At 71.3% G+C, this 17,810-nt stretch carries 19 protein-coding genes and 1 pseudogene; 6 read left to right on the forward strand and 14 right to left on the reverse strand.

Annotated features, from left to right (window positions below; genetic code table 11):
• Positions 1–13 precede the first annotated feature (13 nt).
• The 4 genes from ACIREO_RS17395 to argC are packed head-to-tail and all read right to left on the reverse strand — an operon-like array spanning position 14 to position 4,312.
• The gene (locus ACIREO_RS17395; protein WP_404110433.1) at positions 14–1,213 is read right to left on the reverse strand and encodes an acetylornithine transaminase; all 1,200 of its coding nucleotides are present in this window, start codon (positions 1,211–1,213) and stop codon (positions 14–16) included.
• A complete protein-coding gene (argB, locus tag ACIREO_RS17400; protein ID WP_404110436.1) occupies positions 1,210–2,136 on the reverse strand; it encodes an acetylglutamate kinase in 927 nt (308 codons plus the stop codon). Before argB ends, ACIREO_RS17395 begins: the two co-directional genes overlap by 4 nt.
• Entirely contained in the window at positions 2,133–3,287 is a 1,155-nt protein-coding gene (argJ, locus tag ACIREO_RS17405) for a bifunctional glutamate N-acetyltransferase/amino-acid acetyltransferase ArgJ (RefSeq protein ID WP_404110439.1), read from the reverse strand. Before argJ ends, argB begins: the two co-directional genes overlap by 4 nt.
• On the reverse strand, positions 3,284–4,312 hold the full coding sequence (argC, locus tag ACIREO_RS17410; RefSeq protein ID WP_404110442.1) for an N-acetyl-gamma-glutamyl-phosphate reductase: 1,029 nt from the start codon (positions 4,310–4,312) through the stop codon (positions 3,284–3,286). The genes argJ and argC overlap by 4 nt, the downstream gene beginning before the upstream one ends.
• Before the next feature lie 226 nt (positions 4,313–4,538).
• Between argC and ACIREO_RS17415 the strand changes: the two genes are divergently transcribed.
• Entirely contained in the window at positions 4,539–4,718 is a 180-nt protein-coding gene (locus ACIREO_RS17415) for a hypothetical protein (protein ID WP_404110445.1), read from the forward strand.
• Between the two features lie 96 nt (positions 4,719–4,814).
• On the opposite strand, the gene ACIREO_RS17420 is transcribed toward ACIREO_RS17415, so the two are convergent.
• The 4 genes and pseudogenes from ACIREO_RS17420 to ACIREO_RS17435 form a co-directional block, all read right to left on the reverse strand.
• Entirely contained in the window at positions 4,815–5,258 is a 444-nt protein-coding gene (locus tag ACIREO_RS17420; RefSeq protein WP_404110448.1) for an STAS domain-containing protein, read from the reverse strand.
• Between the two features lies 1 nt (position 5,259).
• Positions 5,260–6,534 carry a PP2C family protein-serine/threonine phosphatase gene (locus ACIREO_RS17425; RefSeq protein ID WP_404110450.1) on the reverse strand — a complete coding sequence of 425 codons (1,275 nt, stop codon included), beginning with the start codon at positions 6,532–6,534 and terminating at the stop codon, positions 5,260–5,262.
• On the reverse strand, positions 6,531–7,334 hold the full coding sequence (locus ACIREO_RS17430; protein ID WP_404110453.1) for an alpha/beta fold hydrolase: 804 nt from the start codon (positions 7,332–7,334) through the stop codon (positions 6,531–6,533). Before ACIREO_RS17430 ends, ACIREO_RS17425 begins: the two co-directional genes overlap by 4 nt.
• Before the next feature lie 220 nt (positions 7,335–7,554).
• Positions 7,555–7,710 (reverse strand): annotated as a pseudogene (locus ACIREO_RS17435) (AAA family ATPase); the annotation flags it as partial.
• 299 nt (positions 7,711–8,009) lie between these two features.
• Between ACIREO_RS17435 and ACIREO_RS17440 the strand changes: the two are divergent.
• A complete protein-coding gene (locus tag ACIREO_RS17440) occupies positions 8,010–8,615 on the forward strand; it encodes a dihydrofolate reductase family protein (RefSeq protein ID WP_404110455.1) in 606 nt (201 codons plus the stop codon).
• A gap of 328 nt (positions 8,616–8,943) precedes the next feature.
• Complete coding sequence (locus ACIREO_RS17445) at positions 8,944–9,576, forward strand: SRPBCC family protein (protein WP_404110456.1); 633 nt, start codon at positions 8,944–8,946, stop codon at positions 9,574–9,576.
• Between the two features lie 66 nt (positions 9,577–9,642).
• Here ACIREO_RS17445 and ACIREO_RS17450 read toward each other — a convergent pair whose 3' ends face one another.
• Positions 9,643–10,041 carry a DUF5997 family protein gene (locus tag ACIREO_RS17450; protein ID WP_404110459.1) on the reverse strand — a complete coding sequence of 133 codons (399 nt, stop codon included), beginning with the start codon at positions 10,039–10,041 and terminating at the stop codon, positions 9,643–9,645.
• Positions 10,042–10,099: 58 nt separating this feature from the next.
• On the opposite strand from ACIREO_RS17450, the gene ACIREO_RS17455 reads away from it, so the two are divergent.
• Positions 10,100–10,882, forward strand: coding sequence for a LysR family substrate-binding domain-containing protein (locus ACIREO_RS17455; RefSeq protein WP_404110462.1), 783 nt, complete (start codon positions 10,100–10,102; stop codon positions 10,880–10,882).
• Between the two features lie 393 nt (positions 10,883–11,275).
• On the opposite strand, the gene ACIREO_RS17460 is transcribed toward ACIREO_RS17455, so the two are convergent.
• From ACIREO_RS17460 to ACIREO_RS17475, 4 genes are all read right to left on the reverse strand, one after another.
• Positions 11,276–12,427, reverse strand: coding sequence for a serine hydrolase domain-containing protein (locus ACIREO_RS17460; RefSeq protein WP_404110465.1), 1,152 nt, complete (start codon positions 12,425–12,427; stop codon positions 11,276–11,278).
• A 93-nt stretch (positions 12,428–12,520) separates the two neighbouring features.
• Positions 12,521–13,096: a histidine phosphatase family protein gene (locus ACIREO_RS17465; protein WP_404110468.1), complete on the reverse strand. Its 576-nt coding sequence runs from the start codon at positions 13,094–13,096 to the stop codon at positions 12,521–12,523.
• A 69-nt stretch (positions 13,097–13,165) separates the two neighbouring features.
• Positions 13,166–13,603, reverse strand: coding sequence for a GNAT family N-acetyltransferase (locus ACIREO_RS17470; RefSeq protein ID WP_404110470.1), 438 nt, complete (start codon positions 13,601–13,603; stop codon positions 13,166–13,168).
• Positions 13,600–15,060 (reverse strand): PLP-dependent aminotransferase family protein, encoded by a 1,461-nt coding sequence (locus ACIREO_RS17475; RefSeq protein WP_404110473.1) that lies wholly within the window; start codon positions 15,058–15,060, stop codon positions 13,600–13,602. The genes ACIREO_RS17470 and ACIREO_RS17475 overlap by 4 nt, the downstream gene beginning before the upstream one ends.
• Between ACIREO_RS17475 and ACIREO_RS17480 the strand changes: the two genes are divergently transcribed.
• A complete protein-coding gene (locus ACIREO_RS17480) occupies positions 15,059–16,033 on the forward strand; it encodes a DMT family transporter (protein WP_404110476.1) in 975 nt (324 codons plus the stop codon). The genes ACIREO_RS17475 and ACIREO_RS17480 overlap by 2 nt on opposite strands.
• Positions 16,034–16,075: 42 nt before the next feature.
• Positions 16,076–16,279 carry a DUF1918 domain-containing protein gene (locus tag ACIREO_RS17485; RefSeq protein ID WP_404110479.1) on the forward strand — a complete coding sequence of 68 codons (204 nt, stop codon included), beginning with the start codon at positions 16,076–16,078 and terminating at the stop codon, positions 16,277–16,279.
• Between the two features lie 77 nt (positions 16,280–16,356).
• On the opposite strand, the gene ACIREO_RS17490 is transcribed toward ACIREO_RS17485, so the two are convergent.
• Entirely contained in the window at positions 16,357–17,592 is a 1,236-nt protein-coding gene (locus ACIREO_RS17490) for a glycoside hydrolase family 10 protein (RefSeq protein WP_404111064.1), read from the reverse strand.
• Positions 17,593–17,810 lie beyond the last annotated feature (218 nt).

Raw genomic sequence — 17,810 nt, forward strand, 5'->3', positions numbered from 1 at the left:
ATTCTCCGGATGGTCACTCTCCGGATCGTCCGTCCCCGTAAGCCGCGTCGAGAGCTCCCGGCAGGATCCGCAGGAACGCGTCCACCTCGGCGTCACCGATGATCAGCGGCGGCATGAGCCGTACGACGTCGGGGGCGGGCGCGTTCACCAGGAGTCCGGCTCCCTGAGCCGCCTGCTGCACCTTGGGTGCGAGGGGCCCGGTGAGCACGATACCCAGCAGCAGTCCCGAGCCGCGGACGTGGGAGACCAACGCGTGGCCGAGGCTCTCGACGCCGTCCCTGATCCGCTCGCCGAGCCGCTTCACGGTGTCCAGCGTTCCGTCGGCCGCGAGCGTGTCCAGCACGGCGAGACCGGCGGCGCAGGCGACGGGGTTGCCGCCGAACGTCGTGCCGTGCTGACCGGGCTTCAGCAGGTCGGCCGCGGCGCCGAACGCGACGGTGGCGCCGATCGGCAGCCCGCCGCCGAGCCCCTTGGCCAGGGTGACCACGTCGGGCTCGACGCCCTGGTGGGCCTGGTGCTCGAACCAGTGGCCGCAGCGGCCGATCCCGGTCTGCACCTCGTCCAGGACGAGCAGTGTTCCGGTGGCCCGCGTGATCTCCCTGGCGGCCTCCAGATACCCCTTGGGCGGTACGACGACGCCGTTCTCGCCCTGCATCGGCTCGATGATCAGCAGGGCCGTGTCGGTGGTCACCGCAGCCCGGAGCGCCTCGATGTCGCCGTACGGCACGTGTGCGACGTCGCCTGGCAGCGGCAGGAACGGGTCGCGCTTGCCGGGCTGGCCGGTCAGGGCGAGGCTGCCCATGGTCCGGCCGTGGAAGCCGCCGTCGGTGGCCACCATGTGCGTACGCCCGGTGAGCCGGCCGATCTTGAAGGCCGCTTCGTTGGCCTCGGCGCCGGAGTTGGAGAAGAAGACCCTGCCCGTCCGGCCGAAGAGCGTCAGGAGCCGCTCGGCGAGCGCGATGGGCGGCTCGGCGGTGTAGAGGTTGGAGACATGACCGAGGGTGGCGATCTGCGTGGAGACGGCCTCGACCACCGCGGGGTGGGCGTGGCCGAGCGCGTTGACCGCGATACCGCCGACGAAGTCGAGGTACCCGGTGCCTTCCGCGTCCCACACACGGGCACCCGCGCCGCGCACCAACGGCAGTTGCGGGGTGCCGTAGTTGTCCATCAGCGCGCCCTGCCAGCGCTGTGCGAACTCCGCGTTGTCTGTCATGACTCCCCCTCTGCGTCGTGCCGTACGACGGGGGTCGCGTCGGGCACGACCATCGTGCCGATCCCCTCGTCGGTGAAGATCTCCAGCAGGATCGAGTGCTGGACGCGGCCGTCGATGACCCGTGCGGTCTCGACACCGTTGCGTACGGCGTGGAGGCAGCCCCGCATCTTGGGCACCATGCCGCTGGAGAGGTCGGGCAGCAGCTTCTCCAGCTCGGTGGCGGTGAGGCGGCTGATGACGTCGTCGCTGTTCGGCCAGTCCTCGTAGAGGCCCTCGACGTCGGTGAGGACCATCAGCGTCTCGGCGTCCAGCGCGGCGGCGAGTGCGGCGGCCGCGGTGTCGGCGTTGACGTTGTAGACGTGGTTGTCCTCGGCGGAACGGGCGATGGAGGAGATGACCGGGATCCGGCCGTCGTCCAGCAGTGCCTGGATCGCCCCGGTGTCGATGGCGGTGATCTCGCCGACCCGGCCGATGTCGACGGCCTCACCGTCGATCATCGGACGGTGCTGGGTGGCGGTGATCGTGTGGGCGTCCTCACCGGTCATGCCGACCGCGAGCGGGCCGTGCTGGTTGAGCAGTCCGACGAGCTCGCGCTGGACCTGCCCGGCCAGCACCATCCGTACGACGTCCATCGCCTCGGGTGTGGTGACGCGGAGTCCGGCCTTGAACTCGCTGACCAGGCCCTGCTTGTCGAGCTGGGCACTGATCTGCGGGCCCCCGCCGTGCACGACGACGGGCTTGAGGCCGGCGTGCCGCAGGAAGACGACGTCCTGGGCGAAAGCGGCCTTCAGCTCCTCGTCGATCATGGCGTTGCCGCCGAACTTGATGACGACGGTCCTGCCGTTGTGCCGGGTGAGCCAGGGCAGCGCCTCGATGAGGATCTGCGCCTTGGGCAGCGCGGTGTGCTTCCTCGCGGCGCTCACGAGCTGTACGCGCTGTTCTCGTGGACGTACTCGGCGGTCAGGTCGTTGGCCCAGATGACCGCCGACTCGTCCCCTGCCGCGAGGTCCGCGGTGACCCTGACCTCCCGGTAGCGCATGTCGACCAGGTCGCGGTCCGCGCCGACGCCGCCGTTCTTGCAGACCCAGACGTCGTTGATCGCGACGTTCAGCCGGTCGGGCTCGAAGGCGGCCTTCGTGGTGCCGATCGCGGAGAGGACCCGGCCCCAGTTGGGGTCCTCCCCGTGGATGGCGCACTTGAGGAGGTTGTTACGGGCGATGGACCGGCCGACCTCGACGGCGTCGTCCTCGGTCGCCGCGTTGATCACCTCGATGCGGATGTCCTTGGAGGCGCCCTCGGCGTCGCCGATCAGCTGCCGGGCGAGGTCGGCGCAGACGCTCTGCACGGCCTGGTCGAACTCGGCCTGCGCCGGGGTGATTCCGCTCGCCCCGGAGGCGAGCAGCAGCACGGTGTCGTTGGTCGACATGCAGCCGTCGGAGTCGACCCGGTCGAAGGTGGTGCGGGTGGCGGCGCGCAGCGCGGTGTCGAGCGCGGGCTCTTCGACGTCGGCGTCGGTGGTGAGGACGACCAGCATGGTGGCGAGGCCGGGGGCGAGCATGCCCGCGCCCTTGGCCATTCCGCCGACGCTCCAGCCCTCGCCGCCCGCGACAGCGGTCTTGTGGACCGTGTCCGTGGTCTTGATCGCGATGGCGGCCTTCTCGCCGCCGTGTTCGCTCAGGGCGGCGGCGGCCGTCTCGATGCCGGGCAGGAGCTTGTCCATGGGAAGGAGCAGACCGATCAGCCCGGTCGACGCGACCGCGATCTCGCCGGCGCTGTGCCCGGCGAGGACCTCGGCGGCCTTCTCCGCGGTGGCGTGGGTGTCCTGGAAGCCCTGGGGGCCCGTACAGGCGTTGGCTCCACCGGAGTTGAGGACGACGGCGGTCACTTCGCCGCCCTTGAGGACCTGTTCCGACCAGAGGACGGGCGCGGCCTTGACCCGGTTGGAGGTGAACACACCCGCGGCGGCGCGGCGAGGCCCGTTGTTGACCACGAGGGCCAGGTCCGGGTTACCGCTGTCCTTGATCCCGGCGGCGATGCCCGCCGCCGTGAATCCCTTGGCTGCCGTGACGCTCACGGTGCGACTCCGATCGTGGAAAGACCTGTGTCCTCGGGAAGTCCGAGGGCGATGTTCATGCTCTGCAGGGCGCCTCCGGCGGTGCCCTTGGCGAGGTTGTCGATGGCACTGATCACGATGATCCGCCCGGCAGCCTCGTCGTGGGCGACCTGGATCTGCACTGCGTTGGATCCGTATACGGCGGCGGTGGCGGGCCACTGCCCCTCGGGCAGCAGGTCGACGAAGGGCTCGTCGGCGAAGGCCTTCTCGTACGCCGCGCGGAGCGACTCGGCGCTCACCCCGGGCTTCGCCTTCGCGCTGCACGTCGCGAGGATGCCGCGGGGCATGGGCGCGAGGGTCGGGGTGAAGGACACGGACACGGGCTCACCGGCCGCGGCGCCGAGGTTCTGGATCATCTCGGGGGTGTGCCGGTGGACCCCGCCGACGCCGTACGGCGACATGTTGCCCATGACCTCGGAGCCGAGCAGGTGCGGCTTGGCCGCCTTCCCCGCGCCCGAGGTGCCGGACGCGGCAACGACGACGGCCTCGGGTTCGGCGAGGCCGGCCGCGTACGCAGGGAAGAGTGCGAGGGAGACAGCCGTCGGGTAGCAGCCGGGCACGGCGATGCGCTTGGTGCCTTCCAGCGCCGCGCGGGCACCGGGCAGCTCGGGCAGACCGTAGGGCCAGGTGCCGGCGTGCGTCGATCCGTAGAACTTCTCCCAGTCGGCGGAGTTCTCCAGCCGGAAGTCGGCACCCATGTCGACGACGAGCACCTCGTCACCGAGCTGCTCGGCCACGGCGGCGGACTGCCCGTGCGGCAGGGCCAGGAAGACCACGTCGTGCCCACCGAGCACCTCCGCCGTGGTCGGCCGGAGAACGCGGTCCGCGAGCGGCCTCAGATGCGGCTGCAGCGCACCGAGCCGCTCCCCCGCGTTGGAGTGGCCGGTGAGGGCCCCGATCTCGACCTGTGGGTGGGTGAGGAGCAGACGGAGCAGTTCCCCGCCGGCGTATCCGCTCGCCCCTGCCACTGCCACACGTACCACCATCGGAATTCCTCCTCATTGATGGCATGACTATACGCACCTATGCAGTTTTATGCAAAGACGGGGGCGGCTCGGAGTGACCGTCGTCCCGGCCATCGCATCGGTGCCGGTTCGCGGGTTCACCTGGCGGGCGGGGCAACGGCACGTCCCGGGTTGCAGTACCTGCTGGCCACGAGGCGGATGCATTGCTTTGAGCGCTTGGCCGAACGGAACCTGCCGGAGGCGCCCGATGTCCGACCGCCTCGGGCTCCAGGGGGAACTGCTGGAGCTGGTCCGGGAGCGTCCTCAGCGGTTCGGCGAGCTGACGGAGGCCACCTCGCTGCCGGCGGTGGCCCGCACCCACGTGGTTCACCTGCTCCGGCACCGCCGCCTGGCGATGGATCTGACTGGCTTCGTAGGTGCTCGTTGACTCCCTTTGTAGGTGAGTTCTGGCTCCACTTTGGGTGGCGCCAGGCCAACGCTGCGGCGCAAGCTCGTCCGCATCCGCAGCCCCGAGGAACCCCGCTCACCGCCGAGGAAATCGACCTGCGCGAACGCCTCCAGGCCCAGCCCCACCCGAACGTCGTGATGCGACGTCAACTGTTTCCCGGGTTGGATCAGCACGCTGCGGAGCTGGGGTGGTGGCCGCTGAGGCGTCCGGGTGGATGGTGAAGACCCGGTCCAGGCCGACGGTGTGCAGGATTCGGGCGGTGTTGTCGGGGACCGCGGCCAGGGCTATGCCGCTGCTTTGTTCGATGGCCAGGTTCCGGGCGGCCAGCAGAGCGGTGATGCCGCTGGAGTCGCAGAATTCCAGGCCGGCCAGATCCAGGACCATCAGTTGCCCGGCGGCCAGGGTGAGGTTGCCTACGGCCTGGCGGAGTTCGGGTGCCGTCCTATGGTCGAGGTCGCCGGTGATCTCCAGTACGGGGCCGGTGGCCGCGTCGCGGGAGGTGATGGTCAGTGGGGTCATCTCAGGTCTCACTCGCAGGGATGGGAACGGAGATCGGATGCGCAGGCGGCACGCCGAGGGTGAGCAGCGCGGTGTCGTCGTCGAGTCCGTCGCCGAAGCTGGTGAGGAGCCCGGTCAGGGCGGTGACCAGGGCTTGGGGGCCCGTCGGCGGCTGTCCGGCGGTGAAGGTGCGCAGGGCGTCCTCGCCGTACAGCTCGCGTTCGGGTCCGGTGCGGGCCTCGGTCAGGCCGTCGGTGTAGAGGAGCAGGGTGTCGCCGGGGAACAGTTGGGTGCGGGCGGCGGTGAAGTGGACCTGGGGCAGGACGCCGATGAGCATCCCGCCGGGGGTGGGGAGGTAGTCGGCGGTGCCGTCCGCGCGCTGGATCAGTGCCGGGGGGTGGCCGCCGGAGGCCAGGTGCACGCCGACCTGGCCGTCGCCGGGTTTCAGGACACCGAATATGGCGGTGCAGTAGCGGGGGTCGCCGCTTCTGTACCGCTCGTGCAGCACGGTGTTCAAGGTGGTCAGCACGGTGACGGGGTCCGGGTCGTGCAGGGCTGCGGTGCGCAGGGTGTAGCGGGTCAGCGAGGTGACCGTGGCGGCCTTGGGGCCCTTGCCGCACACGTCGCCGAGGAAGAACGCCCACCGGCCTGCGTCCAGGGGGAACAGATCGTAGAAGTCTCCGCCCAGCAGATCCGCAGAGGCCGTGTGGTAGTAGGAGCCGGCCTCCAGACCCGGAACGGTGGGCAGCTGGGCGGGCAGCAGGTTCTGCTGAAGGACGGCGAGAGCCTCCTGGAGCCGCTCACGGTCGGCCTCGGCCTGGCGGCGCGCTTCCTCCGCCGCCTGGCGACTGCGCAGCAGCTCAGCCTCGTAGCCACGGCGCTCACGGGCGTCGAAGACGGTGGTGCGGACAAGCATCGGCTCGCCGTCCTCACTCACCTTCACCTTCGAGGCGATAAGCACCGGCACCCGCTGACCGGCGGCGGCTTTGATGTCCAAGGCGATGCCGCTGACCGCGCCGCTCATCTGCAACAGCGGCGCGAAGTGCGTCTCGTGGTAGAGCCTGCCGCCCACCGTGAGCAGATCGGTGAACCGCATCCGCCCCACCACCTGGGACCGGGACAGGCCCAGCCAGTCCAGCAAGGTGGTATTGATCTTCGCGATGGTGCCGTCCATCAACGTCGACAGGTAGCCGCACGGAGCCTGCTCATACAGCTCCTCCGCGCTGTCCTCCAGCAGGGAGATGAACACCGCGTCGGTGGCATCCCCGTCCGGCTCCTGACCGGTGCGGCACATCATCCACTGGCTCCGATGAAGCTGGTGATCGCCCCGGCTGTGGCCTGCGGGGCGCTCAGCTGTGGGCAGTGCCCCGTCGCCTCCAGCGTCACCAGGCGGCTGCCCGGGATCGCGGCGTGAACGTAGGCGCCGACCTCGCGGGGGGCGATCACGTCCTGCTTGCACTCAAGCACCAGCGTCGGCACGACGACCGCCTTCAGGTCGCCCCGGCTGTCGGACAGGAACGTCGTACGGGCGAAAATCCGGGCCATGTCCGGGTCGGTCGCGCAGAACGAGGCCGTCAGCTCCTGGCCGAGCTCCGGGCGGTCCGCGTTCCCCATGATCACCGGGGCCATCGCCGCCGACCAGCCCAGATAGTTCGACTCCAGCGACTCCAGCAGCTCATCAATATCGTCCGCGCTGAACCCGCCCCGATACCCCTCCTCATCGATGTAACGAGGCGACGGGGCGACCATCACCAGACGGGAGAACCGCTGCGGCGCCTTCGCCGCCACGAGCACCCCGACCATCGCACTGACCGAATGCCCCACGAAGGTCACATCCCGCAGGTCCAGCTCCTCACAGACTTCCAGCACATCCAGCGCATAGCCCTCCAGCGAGCCGTAGCGCCGCTCATCCCAGGCCGAAGGGTCCGCCCCGCCCGAGCCCACGTAGTCGAAGAGCACCACACGGAAGTCCTCGGCCAGAGCAGGGAGCACCAGGCGCCACATGTTCTGGTCACAGCCGAACCCGTGCGCCAGCAGGAGCACCGGCCCGTCCACACGGCCGGTGACGGTGACATTGTTCCTGCGACGGATATCCATACCCGGCAGTCTCCCAGTTTCCCCCACCTGAAGCGGGGGTGGGGCGGGGCGTCTCGTTGCCCTCCTGGTGTCATGGCCACCGCCGAGGCAGCAGCGCTCGGGCTGCCTCGTACCGCGACCATGATCAGCTACCTGGCGTCGACGGCTGCATCGCTGGTCCCCAAGACCGGTTGGGGTCGCGGGCCATAGAGGGCGCAGACGTTGGCCTGCCGGCCGGGAGTCAGCCGGCAGCCTGCTGTGCTGCGGCCTGTTGTTCGGCGCGGGCGCGGGTGGCCGCCAGCCGGTAGGAGTCGGTGCCGGTCCCGATGATATTCCCGCCGAACGTCAACCGGTCCACGATGGCCGCGCAGAGCCTCGGGTCGGTGAACGTCTTGGTCAGCAACACGATCGGAAAGGCGTCCGTCAGCATCGACGTTCGCGCGATCCGGCTCTAGCTGACCCCGAGCACGCCCGAAGCTGTGTCCCGCGCGTGCACGTAGTTGGCCAGGCAGACCACCTACGCCGCTCAGTCACATATCTGAGACCGAGCGCTTCAGTCGGCCCTGAGCGTCTTACGTGGCCCCGGCTGAGCGTGACGGTTGGCCGGGCCGCTTTCTCGGCACTCCACAGCGCGGCCGATGAGTTTATGGCTCCCGGCCGGTCCAAGCTCGTGACACCTCAGGAAAGGACACCGCCATGTCGGAGCTTCTCGTCGACTTCATCACCTCCCTCGACGGCCATGCATCGGGAGAGGGGTGGCCCGGGTTCTGGGGCCTCGAGGGCCCGGAGTACCTCGCATGGCTCGGCGAGCAGCCCGAGGCCACCCATCTGATGGGAGCGAACACCTATCGCCAGATGTCGGGCTTCGCCGCAGGCAAGGTCCCGAATGGCCAAGACGAGTTCAGGCCCGAGGAAGAGGCGTCCGTCGACGAGCTCACGCAAGCGTCCAAGGTGGTGTTCTCCTCCTCACTCGAGGAGCCACTGACGTGGGCCAACTCCACGCTCGTCCGCGACGACGCCGTCGAGGCGGTCCGCGCCATGAAGTCGAGTGGCTCGGGGCTCCTCAGCACGATCGGCAGCCTCAGCCTGTGCCGGTCCCTGCTACGAGCCGGACTCGTCGACCGCTTCCGGGTCGTGATGTTCCCGGTGATCACCGGGGCCACGGGCGAAGAACGCATCTACGACGGTTATCCGGACGTCGCCCTCGAGATGATCGAGCACCGCACCTTCGACGGCCGCATCCAGCTGGTCGAGTACGAGCCCCGCGTGCTCGAGCACCCGCCGCTCGGCTTCCCTGCGTGACTAAGACCGTCCGGCAAATGGTGGGCGGAAGAAGGAGCGGGGCTGGGTGCGTGCAGTTGCACGGCAGAGGATTGAGGCAACGCGGAGCGATTGGGGTCTCCCCTGGTCATGGGGGTCCCCCCGCTCGAGCGGAGCCGAGAGCGGGGGAGAAGCCGAGACCTTGGGGAAGATTGACGACAACGCCGATGGGGGTCCCTTGAGGATCCACGCTCGGAGGCCTGCCGACATGCTCGCTCACAGTGAGCGGGTGCGGCAGAACACCGGTTACATGGTCCCGGGCCGACGGAGCGCGGCGCGAGCGCGGATACAGGGAAGGACGTGAGCGGCCATGGGCGAGATCCTCGACGAGATCAGCCGTGTGCACCGGGAGGTCGGCACGCGCCGTGTGGCCTCGGAGGAGGCGGGCACGGTGCTGTTGCGGCGCACCTTCGACGCCGGTGCCGCCGATGTCTGGGACGCGGTGACCTCGCCGGAACGGATCGCCCGGTGGTTCCTTCCGGTGACCGGTGAGTTCCGTGTCGGCGGCGGCTACCAGCTGGAGGGGAACGCCGGCGGCGAGATCGTCGAGTGCGTCCCCCCGGAGCGGCTGCGTGTGTCCTGGTCGGCCGGTCCGGACCCCGGCTTCAGCGAGGTCGAGGTACGCCTCGCGCCGGAGGGCAGCCACCGGACGGTGTTGGAGCTGGAGCACGCGTCCGTGGTTCCCGAGGAGTTCCGGAGCCAGTTCGGGCCGGGCGCGGTCGGGATCGGCTGGGACCTGGCACTTCTGGGGCTCGGATGGCACCTGGCAGGCGACGGGATCAGCCCGGAGGACGCCGTGGAGTGGCAGAACTCACCCGAGGCGAGGGGGTTCGTGGCGCGCTCGGGCGAGGAATGGGGCCGCGCCTTCGCCGCTTCGGGCGCGGACCCGGAGACCGTGACAGCGACGACGGTGGCGACGATCGAGTTCTACACGGGGGCCTGAGGGCCCCTTCGTCCGGGCCGGCGCGGCCGGGGAACGTTCCCGCCGGCGCACACCGTGGCCGGAACGTCAGTCGCGGTCGGTCTGCTCGGCGCGGGCCGCGTCGCGCTCCTTGATGCGTACCGCCTCCTTGCGGACCTCCGCCTGGGTGGCGCGCTCCTTCTGCAGCCACTCGGGGCCGTCCTGCTTCAGGGCGTCGATCTGCTCGGTGGTGAGGGGCTCCGTGACACCGCCGCGCGCGAGGCCGGCGATGGAGACGCCCAGCTTCGAGGCGACCACCGGCCGGGGGTGCGGGCCGTTGCGGCGCAGCTCCTGCAGCCACTCCGGAGGGTCGGCCTGCAACGCGGCCAGCTCGGCGCGCGAGACGACGCCCTCCTGGAACTCGGCGGGGGTGGCTTCGAGGTACACACCCAGCTTCTTCGCCGCGGTGGCGGGCTTCATTGTCTGGGTGGTCTGGTGCGACGTCATGGTGTCCAGGGTATCGAGCATGTGCGCCGCCTCCGACCACGGCCGGTAACCTGGCGGGGTGACAGGCTCGGAAGTACCCCCTGCGTTCCGGCTCGCCTACGTCCCGGGCGTGACCCCGACCAAATGGGTGCGGATCTGGAACGAGCGGCTGCCCGGCACCCCCCTGACCCTGGTCGGCGTGCCCGCCGCCGAGGCCGCGGGTCTGCTGCGCGACGGCGGCGCGGACGCCGGTTTCGTGCGGCTGCCCGTGGACCGTACGGACCTCAGCGCGATCCCTCTCTACACCGAGACGACCGTGGTCGTGATCCCCAAGGACCATGCCGCGACGGCCGTCGAGGAGATGTCGGCCGAGGACCTCGCCGACGAGATCGTGCTGCACCCCCTCGACGACACCCTCGGCTGGGAGCGCCCGCCGGGCCGGCCCGCGCTGGAGCGGCCCGCCACGACGGAGGACGCCGTCGAGCTGGTGGCGGCGGGGGTGGGGCTGCTGGTCGTCCCGCAGTCCCTGGCCCGGCTGCACCACCGCAAGGACCTCACCTACCGGCCGCTGACCGGCGCCGCCGAGTCGCGGATCGCGCTGTCGTGGCCGGAGGAGAGGACGACCGACCTGGTGGAGGAATTCATCGGGATCGTCCGTGGGCGGACGGTCAACAGCACCCGGGGGCGCCCCCCGACTCCGCCGCAGCCCAAGGGCAAGCGCACCGACAAGAAGAGCAGCGCCCCGCGCAAGCCTGCGGCGGGCAAGACCTCCCGGGGCGGCTCCGGCGGCACCGGCGGCACCGGCGGCGCCAAGAACCCCAAGGGCGGCGCCAAGCGCGGAAAGCCCCGCCGCAGGCCGTAGCGGTCGGACCGGCCCCTGCCCCGTAGTACTTCGGAGCTACGGGCGAAGTGCACTCCCCGGCGGGACTCCGACCACGCGGGCTGCTCCATAACTTCGGTACCGGATTCAACGAGACCCGCTCTCCGACCTCGACCCGCCGACGCCCGCCGACGCCCGCCGACGCCCGCCGTCGTCACCTTCGGCCTCGCCCAGTGCAGCGGGGCAGCGGAAGTTCCACCGTCGTACGGCCGGGTTCCCCTGCCCGGGCGCCGGAGTCGTGCCATGTCCAAGCTGAAAAATATGACGGGGGGTCGTGGCGGCGCTGCGGCTGCCGCGCAGGCCGCGCGAGGATTAGTGGACCGGTGTTCGCGTACGAGTCGGGGCTGGTCCGCCCGGCGGGCTACCGACCACCGCTCACAGGGCCTCGTACACCGCGTCGACCAGTGCCATCTTGCGCGGGTCGTCGGCGACGGCCGGGCCCATGCGGTTCATGACGTAACCGAGTGCGATCCCCGCCTCCGGGTCGGCGAGACCGCAGGAGCCGCCCGCACCGTCGTGGCCGACGGCGCGCGGGTTGGGGCCGTACGACGCGTTCGGGCCGCTCAGCCAGACGCCGAGGCCCAGCTCGGTCTCGTGGGCGAAGCCCGCCCCCAGGACCAGGTCCCGGCAGCTGCCCTGCCCCTCGCGGACCCGCTCGGCAGCCTCCTCGGACAGGATCCGGCGGCCGTCGAGGCTGCCCCGCCCGGCGAGGATGCCGTAGAGGGAGGCGACCGCCCGGGCGGTGCCGTGGCCGTTGGCGGCGGGGATCTCGGCCGCGCGCCACTCGGGGGTGTTGGCGGCGGCCGTACCGGTGCCGGGGTTGAGCAGGGAGGCGATGGCCATGGGTTCCATGGTGGCGAACAACGCGGCCTGTTCGCGGCGGACGGCCTTCGGCTGGACGAGCTCGGCGACCCGGCCGGCGTCCTTCTCCGGGAGGCCGACCGTGAAGTCGATGCCAAGCGGTCCGGTGATCTCCTTCCGCAGGAACTCCCCGGGGAGCAGGCCGGTGATCCGGCGGACGACCTCGCCGACGAGGAAGCCGTACGAGATCGCGTGGTAGCCGGAGCGGGTGCCCGGCTCCCACCAGGGTTCGGTGGCCGCGAGCCGGGCCGTGGTCAGCTCCCAGTCGTAGAGCTCGGCCAGGGTGTGCGGCTCGCGCAGGCCGGCGACCCCCGAGCGGTGCGAGAGGAGATGGCGTACGCGTACGGATTCCTTGCCCGCGGCGGCGAATTCGGGCCAGTAGTCAGCCACCGGGGCGTCCAGGTCCAGGAGGCCGCGGTCGACGAGGACATGGGCGCAGAGCGCGGTCGGGCCCTTCGTCGTGGACCAGACGTTGACCACGGTGTCCCGCTCCCACGGGCGGGTCCGTTCCCCGTCGGCCCAGCCGCCCCAGAGGTCCACCACGGGGCGGCCGTCGAGCAGGACGGTGACCGCCGCGCCCAGCTCGTCGCGCTCGGCGAAGTTCGCCGCGAACGCGTCACGCACCGCGGCGAACCGGTCGTCACAGTGGCCTTGGATCTGCGGCACGGGTCTCTCCTCGTCTCGGCTCTCCGCACCATACCGACTGGTCGGACCGGCGGGAAGGCGCCGTACGCACCGTTCCTTCGACCGGTGGCTTCGTCAGCGTGGCAACGCTTCCATGCTGAGACTCCAGCGGCCGGGCAGTCCGGTGATCGTCACGGTGGAGAGCGGGCGCACGTCGACGTTCCAGTACGTCGACGGCGGGGCCTTGAGGGCGTACACGAGGGCCGCCCGGACCACGGCGGGTTCGGCGACGGCGACGACGGCGCCCTCACGGACCGGGCGGGTGTCGAGCCAGCTCCCCACCCTGGATATGAAGGCGAGCAGGGATTCACCGCCGTGCGGGGCCGAGCGCGGATCGGCGAGCCAGGCATCGACACCCGCCGGCTCGCGGGCGGCCACATCGGACAGGGTCAGGCCCCGCCAGCGGCCCATGTCGCAGTCGCGCAGCGCGGGCTGGACCAGTGGGGCGAAGCCGAGGGCGTCGCCCGTGGCGCGGCTGCGCGGGGTGGGCGAGCAGTAGCGCAGCTCGGCGGCGCCGAGCCTCACCAGTGTGTGGGCGGCGAGCTGGACCTCGCGCCAGCCGGTGTGGTCGAGGGGCCGGTCGTCGTCGAAGCGCTCGGCGAGGAGGGCGGAGCTGCGCGCCGCGGCGACCAGGGACACCCGAACACTCATGAGCGAGATCGTGGGGCCCGGCGCCGCGCCGGTCAAGAGGGCGTTGAACGCCGGGCGGAGGTCTGTGCCTCAGCCCACCTGGAGGGCCATCCACATGTCCGGTTCGGCGAGCGGGGTGAATCCGAGCTTCGCGTAGACGCCGTGGGCGTCCTTCGTGGCGAGCAGGAACCTGCGTACCCCCAGCGGCGCCAGCTCGTCCCGGACGGCGGTGACGAGCCGGGTGCCGAGACCCTGGCCGCGGGCCGCGCGGTCGACGTACACGTCGCACACCCACGCGAAGGAGGCACGGTCGGTGACCACACGGGCGTAGGCGGTCTGTTCGCCCGAATCGGGGTCGTAGGCCCCGAAGTTCAGCGATCCCGCTATCGCCCGGTCCTGCTGCTCACGGGTGCGCCCCAGGGCCCAGTAGGCGTCCGTGGACAGCCATTGGTGGATGCGGGCGATGTCGAGCCGCGCGGGGTCGTCGGAGATCTCGTGGCGCCGTCCGGCGCTGTCGTCGTCATTCACCCGGGGAGGTTATCGCTCCGGCCCCGCAGGTCGTCGACGGCGGTGCGGAGCCGGCGTACCCCCTCGGCGATCTCGGCGGGGCCCGAGACGGCCGCGAAGCTCAGCCTGACGTGTCCGGCGGGCGGTTCGGCGCAGTGGTAGGGGCGGCCGGGGGCGATCGCGACGCCGGCCCGCATCGCGGCGGAGACCAGTGCGGGTTCCTCGGCTGCCGGCCCGGGGAGCCGGAGCCAGATGCTGCCGCCGCCCGACGGCACGTGCGCCAGGGTGAGTTCGGGGAGCCGGCTGCGCACGGCGGCCGTCATCGCGGTGCGGCGGCTGCCGAGCTCGGCGGCCACGGTACGCAGATGGCGCTCCCAGGCCGGGGAGCTCACGAGTTCGAGCGCGGCCTCCTGGATCGGGCGCGGCACGAAGAAGCTGTCGACGACCTGGATCGCGCGCAGCCGTTCCCGCACGGGTCCACGCGCGGCCAGTGCTCCCACGCGGAGGCTGGGCGAGGTGATCTTGGTGAGGGAGCGCACATGGACCACGACGCCGTCCGGGTCGTCGGCGGCCAGCGGCTCGGGCAGCGGGCCGGCGTCGTCGTGGACGAGGCGGCGGGCGAAGTCGTCCTCGACGACGAAGGCGCCCGCCCGTCTCGCCGCCCGCACGACGCGCTCACGCCGCTCGGGGGCGAGGACGAGGCCCGTCGGGTTGTGGAAGAGCGGCTGGCAGACGAAGACCTTGGCCCCGGTGGAGCGGAAGGCGGATTCCAGCAGGTCGGGCCGGACCCCGTCGGCGTCCATGGGAACGGGTACCGGCCGCAGGCCCGTGGCGCGGGCGGCGGCCAGCATGCCCGGGTAGGTGGGCGACTCGACGAGGACGGGGGCACCGGGCGGGGCGAGCGCCCGCAGCGCGGTGGCCAGGGCGCTCTGCCCGCCCGCCGTGATCAGGACGTCGGACCCGGTGAGCGTGGAGCCGATCTCGCGGGCGAACCAGGCGCGCAGTTCGGGCAGCCCGCAGGTGGGCGGGCGCCCCCACGCACCGGGCCGGCGGCCGGCCCGGGCCAGGGCGGCGGCGAGAGCCCGCTCGGGCTGCAGGCCGGGGTGGAGGTAGCCGCCGTTGAATTCGATGACGCCGGAGGGGGGTTCGGCGAGGGTGACGAGGACGCCCGACGCGTCGACGGTGCGTGGCACGACCTCGGGTCCGCCGCCCCCGCTGAGCGAGACCTCCTGCCAGGAGGTGTCCCCCGGAGCGGGCGCGGGGGTGCGGGTCTCGGCGCGGAAGGCTCCGGATCCGGGGCGGGTGACGACGAGACCTTCGGCGGCGAGCTGCGCGACGGCCCGGGAGACGGTCACCGGACTGACCTTGAAGCGCTCGACGAGTGACCGACTGGACGGCAGCTTCTCACCGGATGAGTAGCGGTTCAGCTCATCCCTCAGAGAAGTCACCAGTTCAGCAGCGCTGCTACGCTCATGCATGAGAGCAGAGAATAGCACTACTGATCAGGTGACGATAGCGGTTGATGTCGCTTCGCCGACGGTGCGCCGGGGCCCGGGAAGTGGCGTCCTGCTCGCCGGGCTGGGCGTCCTCGCCTTCTCGCTGACCTTTCCCTCCACGGTGTGGGGGCTGGAGAGCTTCGGCCCCTGGTCCCTGGTCGCGCTGCGCAGTGTGCTCGCGGCACTGATCGCGGGATGCGCGCTGCTCATCGGCCGGGTGCCGGTGCCCGCGCGACGCCACCGGGCCGGCCTCGCGGTCGTCGCGGGCGGCGTGGTGGTGGGGTTCCCTCTGCTGACCACGCTTGCGCTGCAGACCACCACGAGCTCGCACGCGGCCGTCGTGGTGGGGCTGCTGCCGCTGACGACCGCGCTCCTCTCGGCGCTGCGCACCGGGTCCCGCCCACCACGCGCCTTCTGGGCCGCGGCACTGGCCGGCGCTGCCGTGGTGATCGCCTTCACGGTCCAGCAGAGCGGCGGGAAGCTCTCCGGCGGTGATCTGTATCTGTTCGGGGCGCTGCTGGTCTGCGCGGCGGGATACACCGAGGGCGGCAGGCTGGCCGGGGTGATGCCGGGCTGGCAGGTGATCGGCTGGGCCCTCGTCCTCGCCCTGCCGCTCTCGGTGGCCGGCGCCGCCGTGGCGCTGCCCTTCGAACCGGCCCACCTCACGGCGCACGGGGTCATCGGGCTGGTCTGGGTGGCCGCCGGATCGACCTTCCTCGGGCTGTACGTCTGGTACCGGGGCATGGCCGAGATCGGGGTCCCGCGAGCCAGTCAGCTCCAGCTGGCACAGCCGCTGCTCACCCTGGTCTGGTCGTTCCTCGCCCTCGGTGAGGAGGTGTCCGCCGCCGCCCCGGTGGCAGCGGTGGCCGTCCTCGTCTGCATCGCCGTCACCCAGCGTGCGGGGAGGCGCCGCGGTGCGCGACGCACGGGAGCCGACACGTCCGTGCCGACATAGACTTGTCGACATGGACCGCCACCCGTGAGGAGGTCACTCCCGATGGAGGCACACACGGGCGACCGGCTGCTGACGCACGGCAGGACCGTGGGACAGCACGACCGGGTCGCAGAGATCATCGAGGTGCTGGGCGACGGGGGCAGTCCCCCGTACCGTCTGCGCTTCGAGGACGGCCATGAATCGATCAGGTCGCCGGGCCCCGACAGCGTCATCCAGCACACCGCCCCCGAGGACCGGCACCGCTAGAGCGCGTGGACCGGGGGCACGAGTGGCCCCCGGCGCGCGCGTCCGGGCCGTGGGCGGCGTCGGCCCGGCGGCTCCGGTCAGCGGGGTGTGCGGGCCCGGACCTGGTAGTGGTCGGCCACCACCCGGGCCATGGCCCCGACGGGGTCGGTCTTCACCTGCTTCGCGGAGAAGAAGATGTGGCCGCCCACCTCCGGATGGTCCGCGTCGAGGTCGAGGTGGCGGGAGAGTTCGGCCGGGTCCTGCCAGGCGGCGGGCTGGGCAGGATCACCGGCTTTGTAGAGCGCCTCCCCGACGTACAGGCCGACTCCGGTGCCGCGGACCGTCTCGGCCCACCACGGCAGCAGCTTCGCGTAGTCGGCGGCGGCGAAGCCGATGTTCCAGTAGATCTGCGGACAGATGTAGTCGATCCAGCCCTCCTTGACCCACTTCCGGGTGTCGGCGTGCAGGTCGTCGTAGGTCTGCACGCCGCCCGCCGTGTCGGAGCCCAGCGGATCGGTCGTCGCGTTGCGCCACACCCCGAAGGGGCTGATCCCGAACGCGACCCCGCTCCTGACCTCCTTGATACGTTCCGCCGTCTCGCGCACCAGCCGGTCGGTGTTGTCGCGGCGCCAGGCCGCCTTGTCCGCGAAGTCCTCGCCGTAACGCTCGTACGCGGCGTCGTCGTCGAAGACCTGGCCTGCGACCGGGTAGGGGTAGAAGTAGTCGTCCCAGTGCACCGCGTCGACGGCGTAGCGGCTCACCGCGTCGAGCATCGCGTCCTGGACGAACTCCCTGACCTCGGGCAGCCCCGGGTTGTAGTAGAGCTTCCCGCCGTACGGCAGGACCCAGTCCGGGTGCAGCCGGGCGGGGTGGGAGGCGACGAGTCGCGAGGGGTCCGTGTGGTTCGCGACCCGGTACGGGTTGAACCACGCGTGCAGCTCAAGACCGCGGGCGTGCGCCTCGCGGACCGCCGTACCCAGCGGGTCCCAGCCGGGGTCCTTCCCCTGGACACCGGTGAGGCACTGGGACCACGGCTCGTACGAGGAGGGCCACAGCGCGTCGGCGCTCGGCCGGACCTGGAGAACCACGGCGTTCAGCCGCAGTGCGACCGCCCGGTCCAGGTGGGCGATCAGCTCCGCCTCCTGGGCCGCGGCGCTCAGGCCCGGGGACGAGGGCCAGTCCAGATTGGCCACCGTGGCGATCCACACCCCGCGGAGCTCGCCCTGGTCCGCCCTGCGCCCCCGGCTTCCGTACCGGGGCGATGCGGATCCGCGCACGGCGGCGGCATCACCCGCTGTGATGAGCGCGGCCACCGTGCCCGCCGCACCCATCACCAATGACCTCCGGCCCATACGAGGCATCTGTGCACCCTTTCATCTCTCTGTTCCTGTGTGTCACACCGGCAGGCGTGACACAGATCATGCCTGTGCCCGGACTCCCCGACCCGCAGCTCACCGGAGCCGGATCGCGGAGTAACGTCGTGGCGTCGAGGCGGGCACCGGAATCAAACGGGACTGCCGCACGAAGATCAGCGAAAGGCACGAGGTGACGG

Source organism: Streptomyces sp. NPDC102441 (genome assembly GCF_044765585.1).
Classification (GTDB): Bacteria; Actinomycetota; Actinomycetes; order Streptomycetales; family Streptomycetaceae; genus Streptomyces.

Bases quoted from the DNA above. Each gene is read 5' to 3' on its own strand.
- ACIREO_RS17395 (WP_404110433.1), bottom strand. From the start codon at position 1,213: ATGACAGACAACGCGGAGTTCGCACAGCGCTGGCAGGGCGCGCTGATG.
- argC (WP_404110442.1), bottom strand. From the start codon at position 4,312: ATGGTGGTACGTGTGGCAGTGGCAGGGGCGAGCGGATACGCCGGCGGG.
- ACIREO_RS17415 (WP_404110445.1), top strand. From the start codon at position 4,539: ATGTCCGACCGCCTCGGGCTCCAGGGGGAACTGCTGGAGCTGGTCCGG.
- ACIREO_RS17420 (WP_404110448.1), bottom strand. From the start codon at position 5,258: ATGACCCCACTGACCATCACCTCCCGCGACGCGGCCACCGGCCCCGTA.
- ACIREO_RS17425 (WP_404110450.1), bottom strand. From the start codon at position 6,534: ATGATGTGCCGCACCGGTCAGGAGCCGGACGGGGATGCCACCGACGCG.
- ACIREO_RS17430 (WP_404110453.1), bottom strand. From the start codon at position 7,334: ATGGATATCCGTCGCAGGAACAATGTCACCGTCACCGGCCGTGTGGAC.
- ACIREO_RS17440 (WP_404110455.1), top strand. From the start codon at position 8,010: ATGTCGGAGCTTCTCGTCGACTTCATCACCTCCCTCGACGGCCATGCA.
- ACIREO_RS17445 (WP_404110456.1), top strand. From the start codon at position 8,944: ATGGGCGAGATCCTCGACGAGATCAGCCGTGTGCACCGGGAGGTCGGC.
- ACIREO_RS17450 (WP_404110459.1), bottom strand. From the start codon at position 10,041: ATGACGTCGCACCAGACCACCCAGACAATGAAGCCCGCCACCGCGGCG.
- ACIREO_RS17465 (WP_404110468.1), bottom strand. From the start codon at position 13,096: ATGAGTGTTCGGGTGTCCCTGGTCGCCGCGGCGCGCAGCTCCGCCCTC.
- ACIREO_RS17480 (WP_404110476.1), top strand. From the start codon at position 15,059: ATGAGAGCAGAGAATAGCACTACTGATCAGGTGACGATAGCGGTTGAT.
- ACIREO_RS17475 (WP_404110473.1), bottom strand. From the start codon at position 15,060: ATGCATGAGCGTAGCAGCGCTGCTGAACTGGTGACTTCTCTGAGGGAT.
- ACIREO_RS17485 (WP_404110479.1), top strand. From the start codon at position 16,076: ATGGAGGCACACACGGGCGACCGGCTGCTGACGCACGGCAGGACCGTG.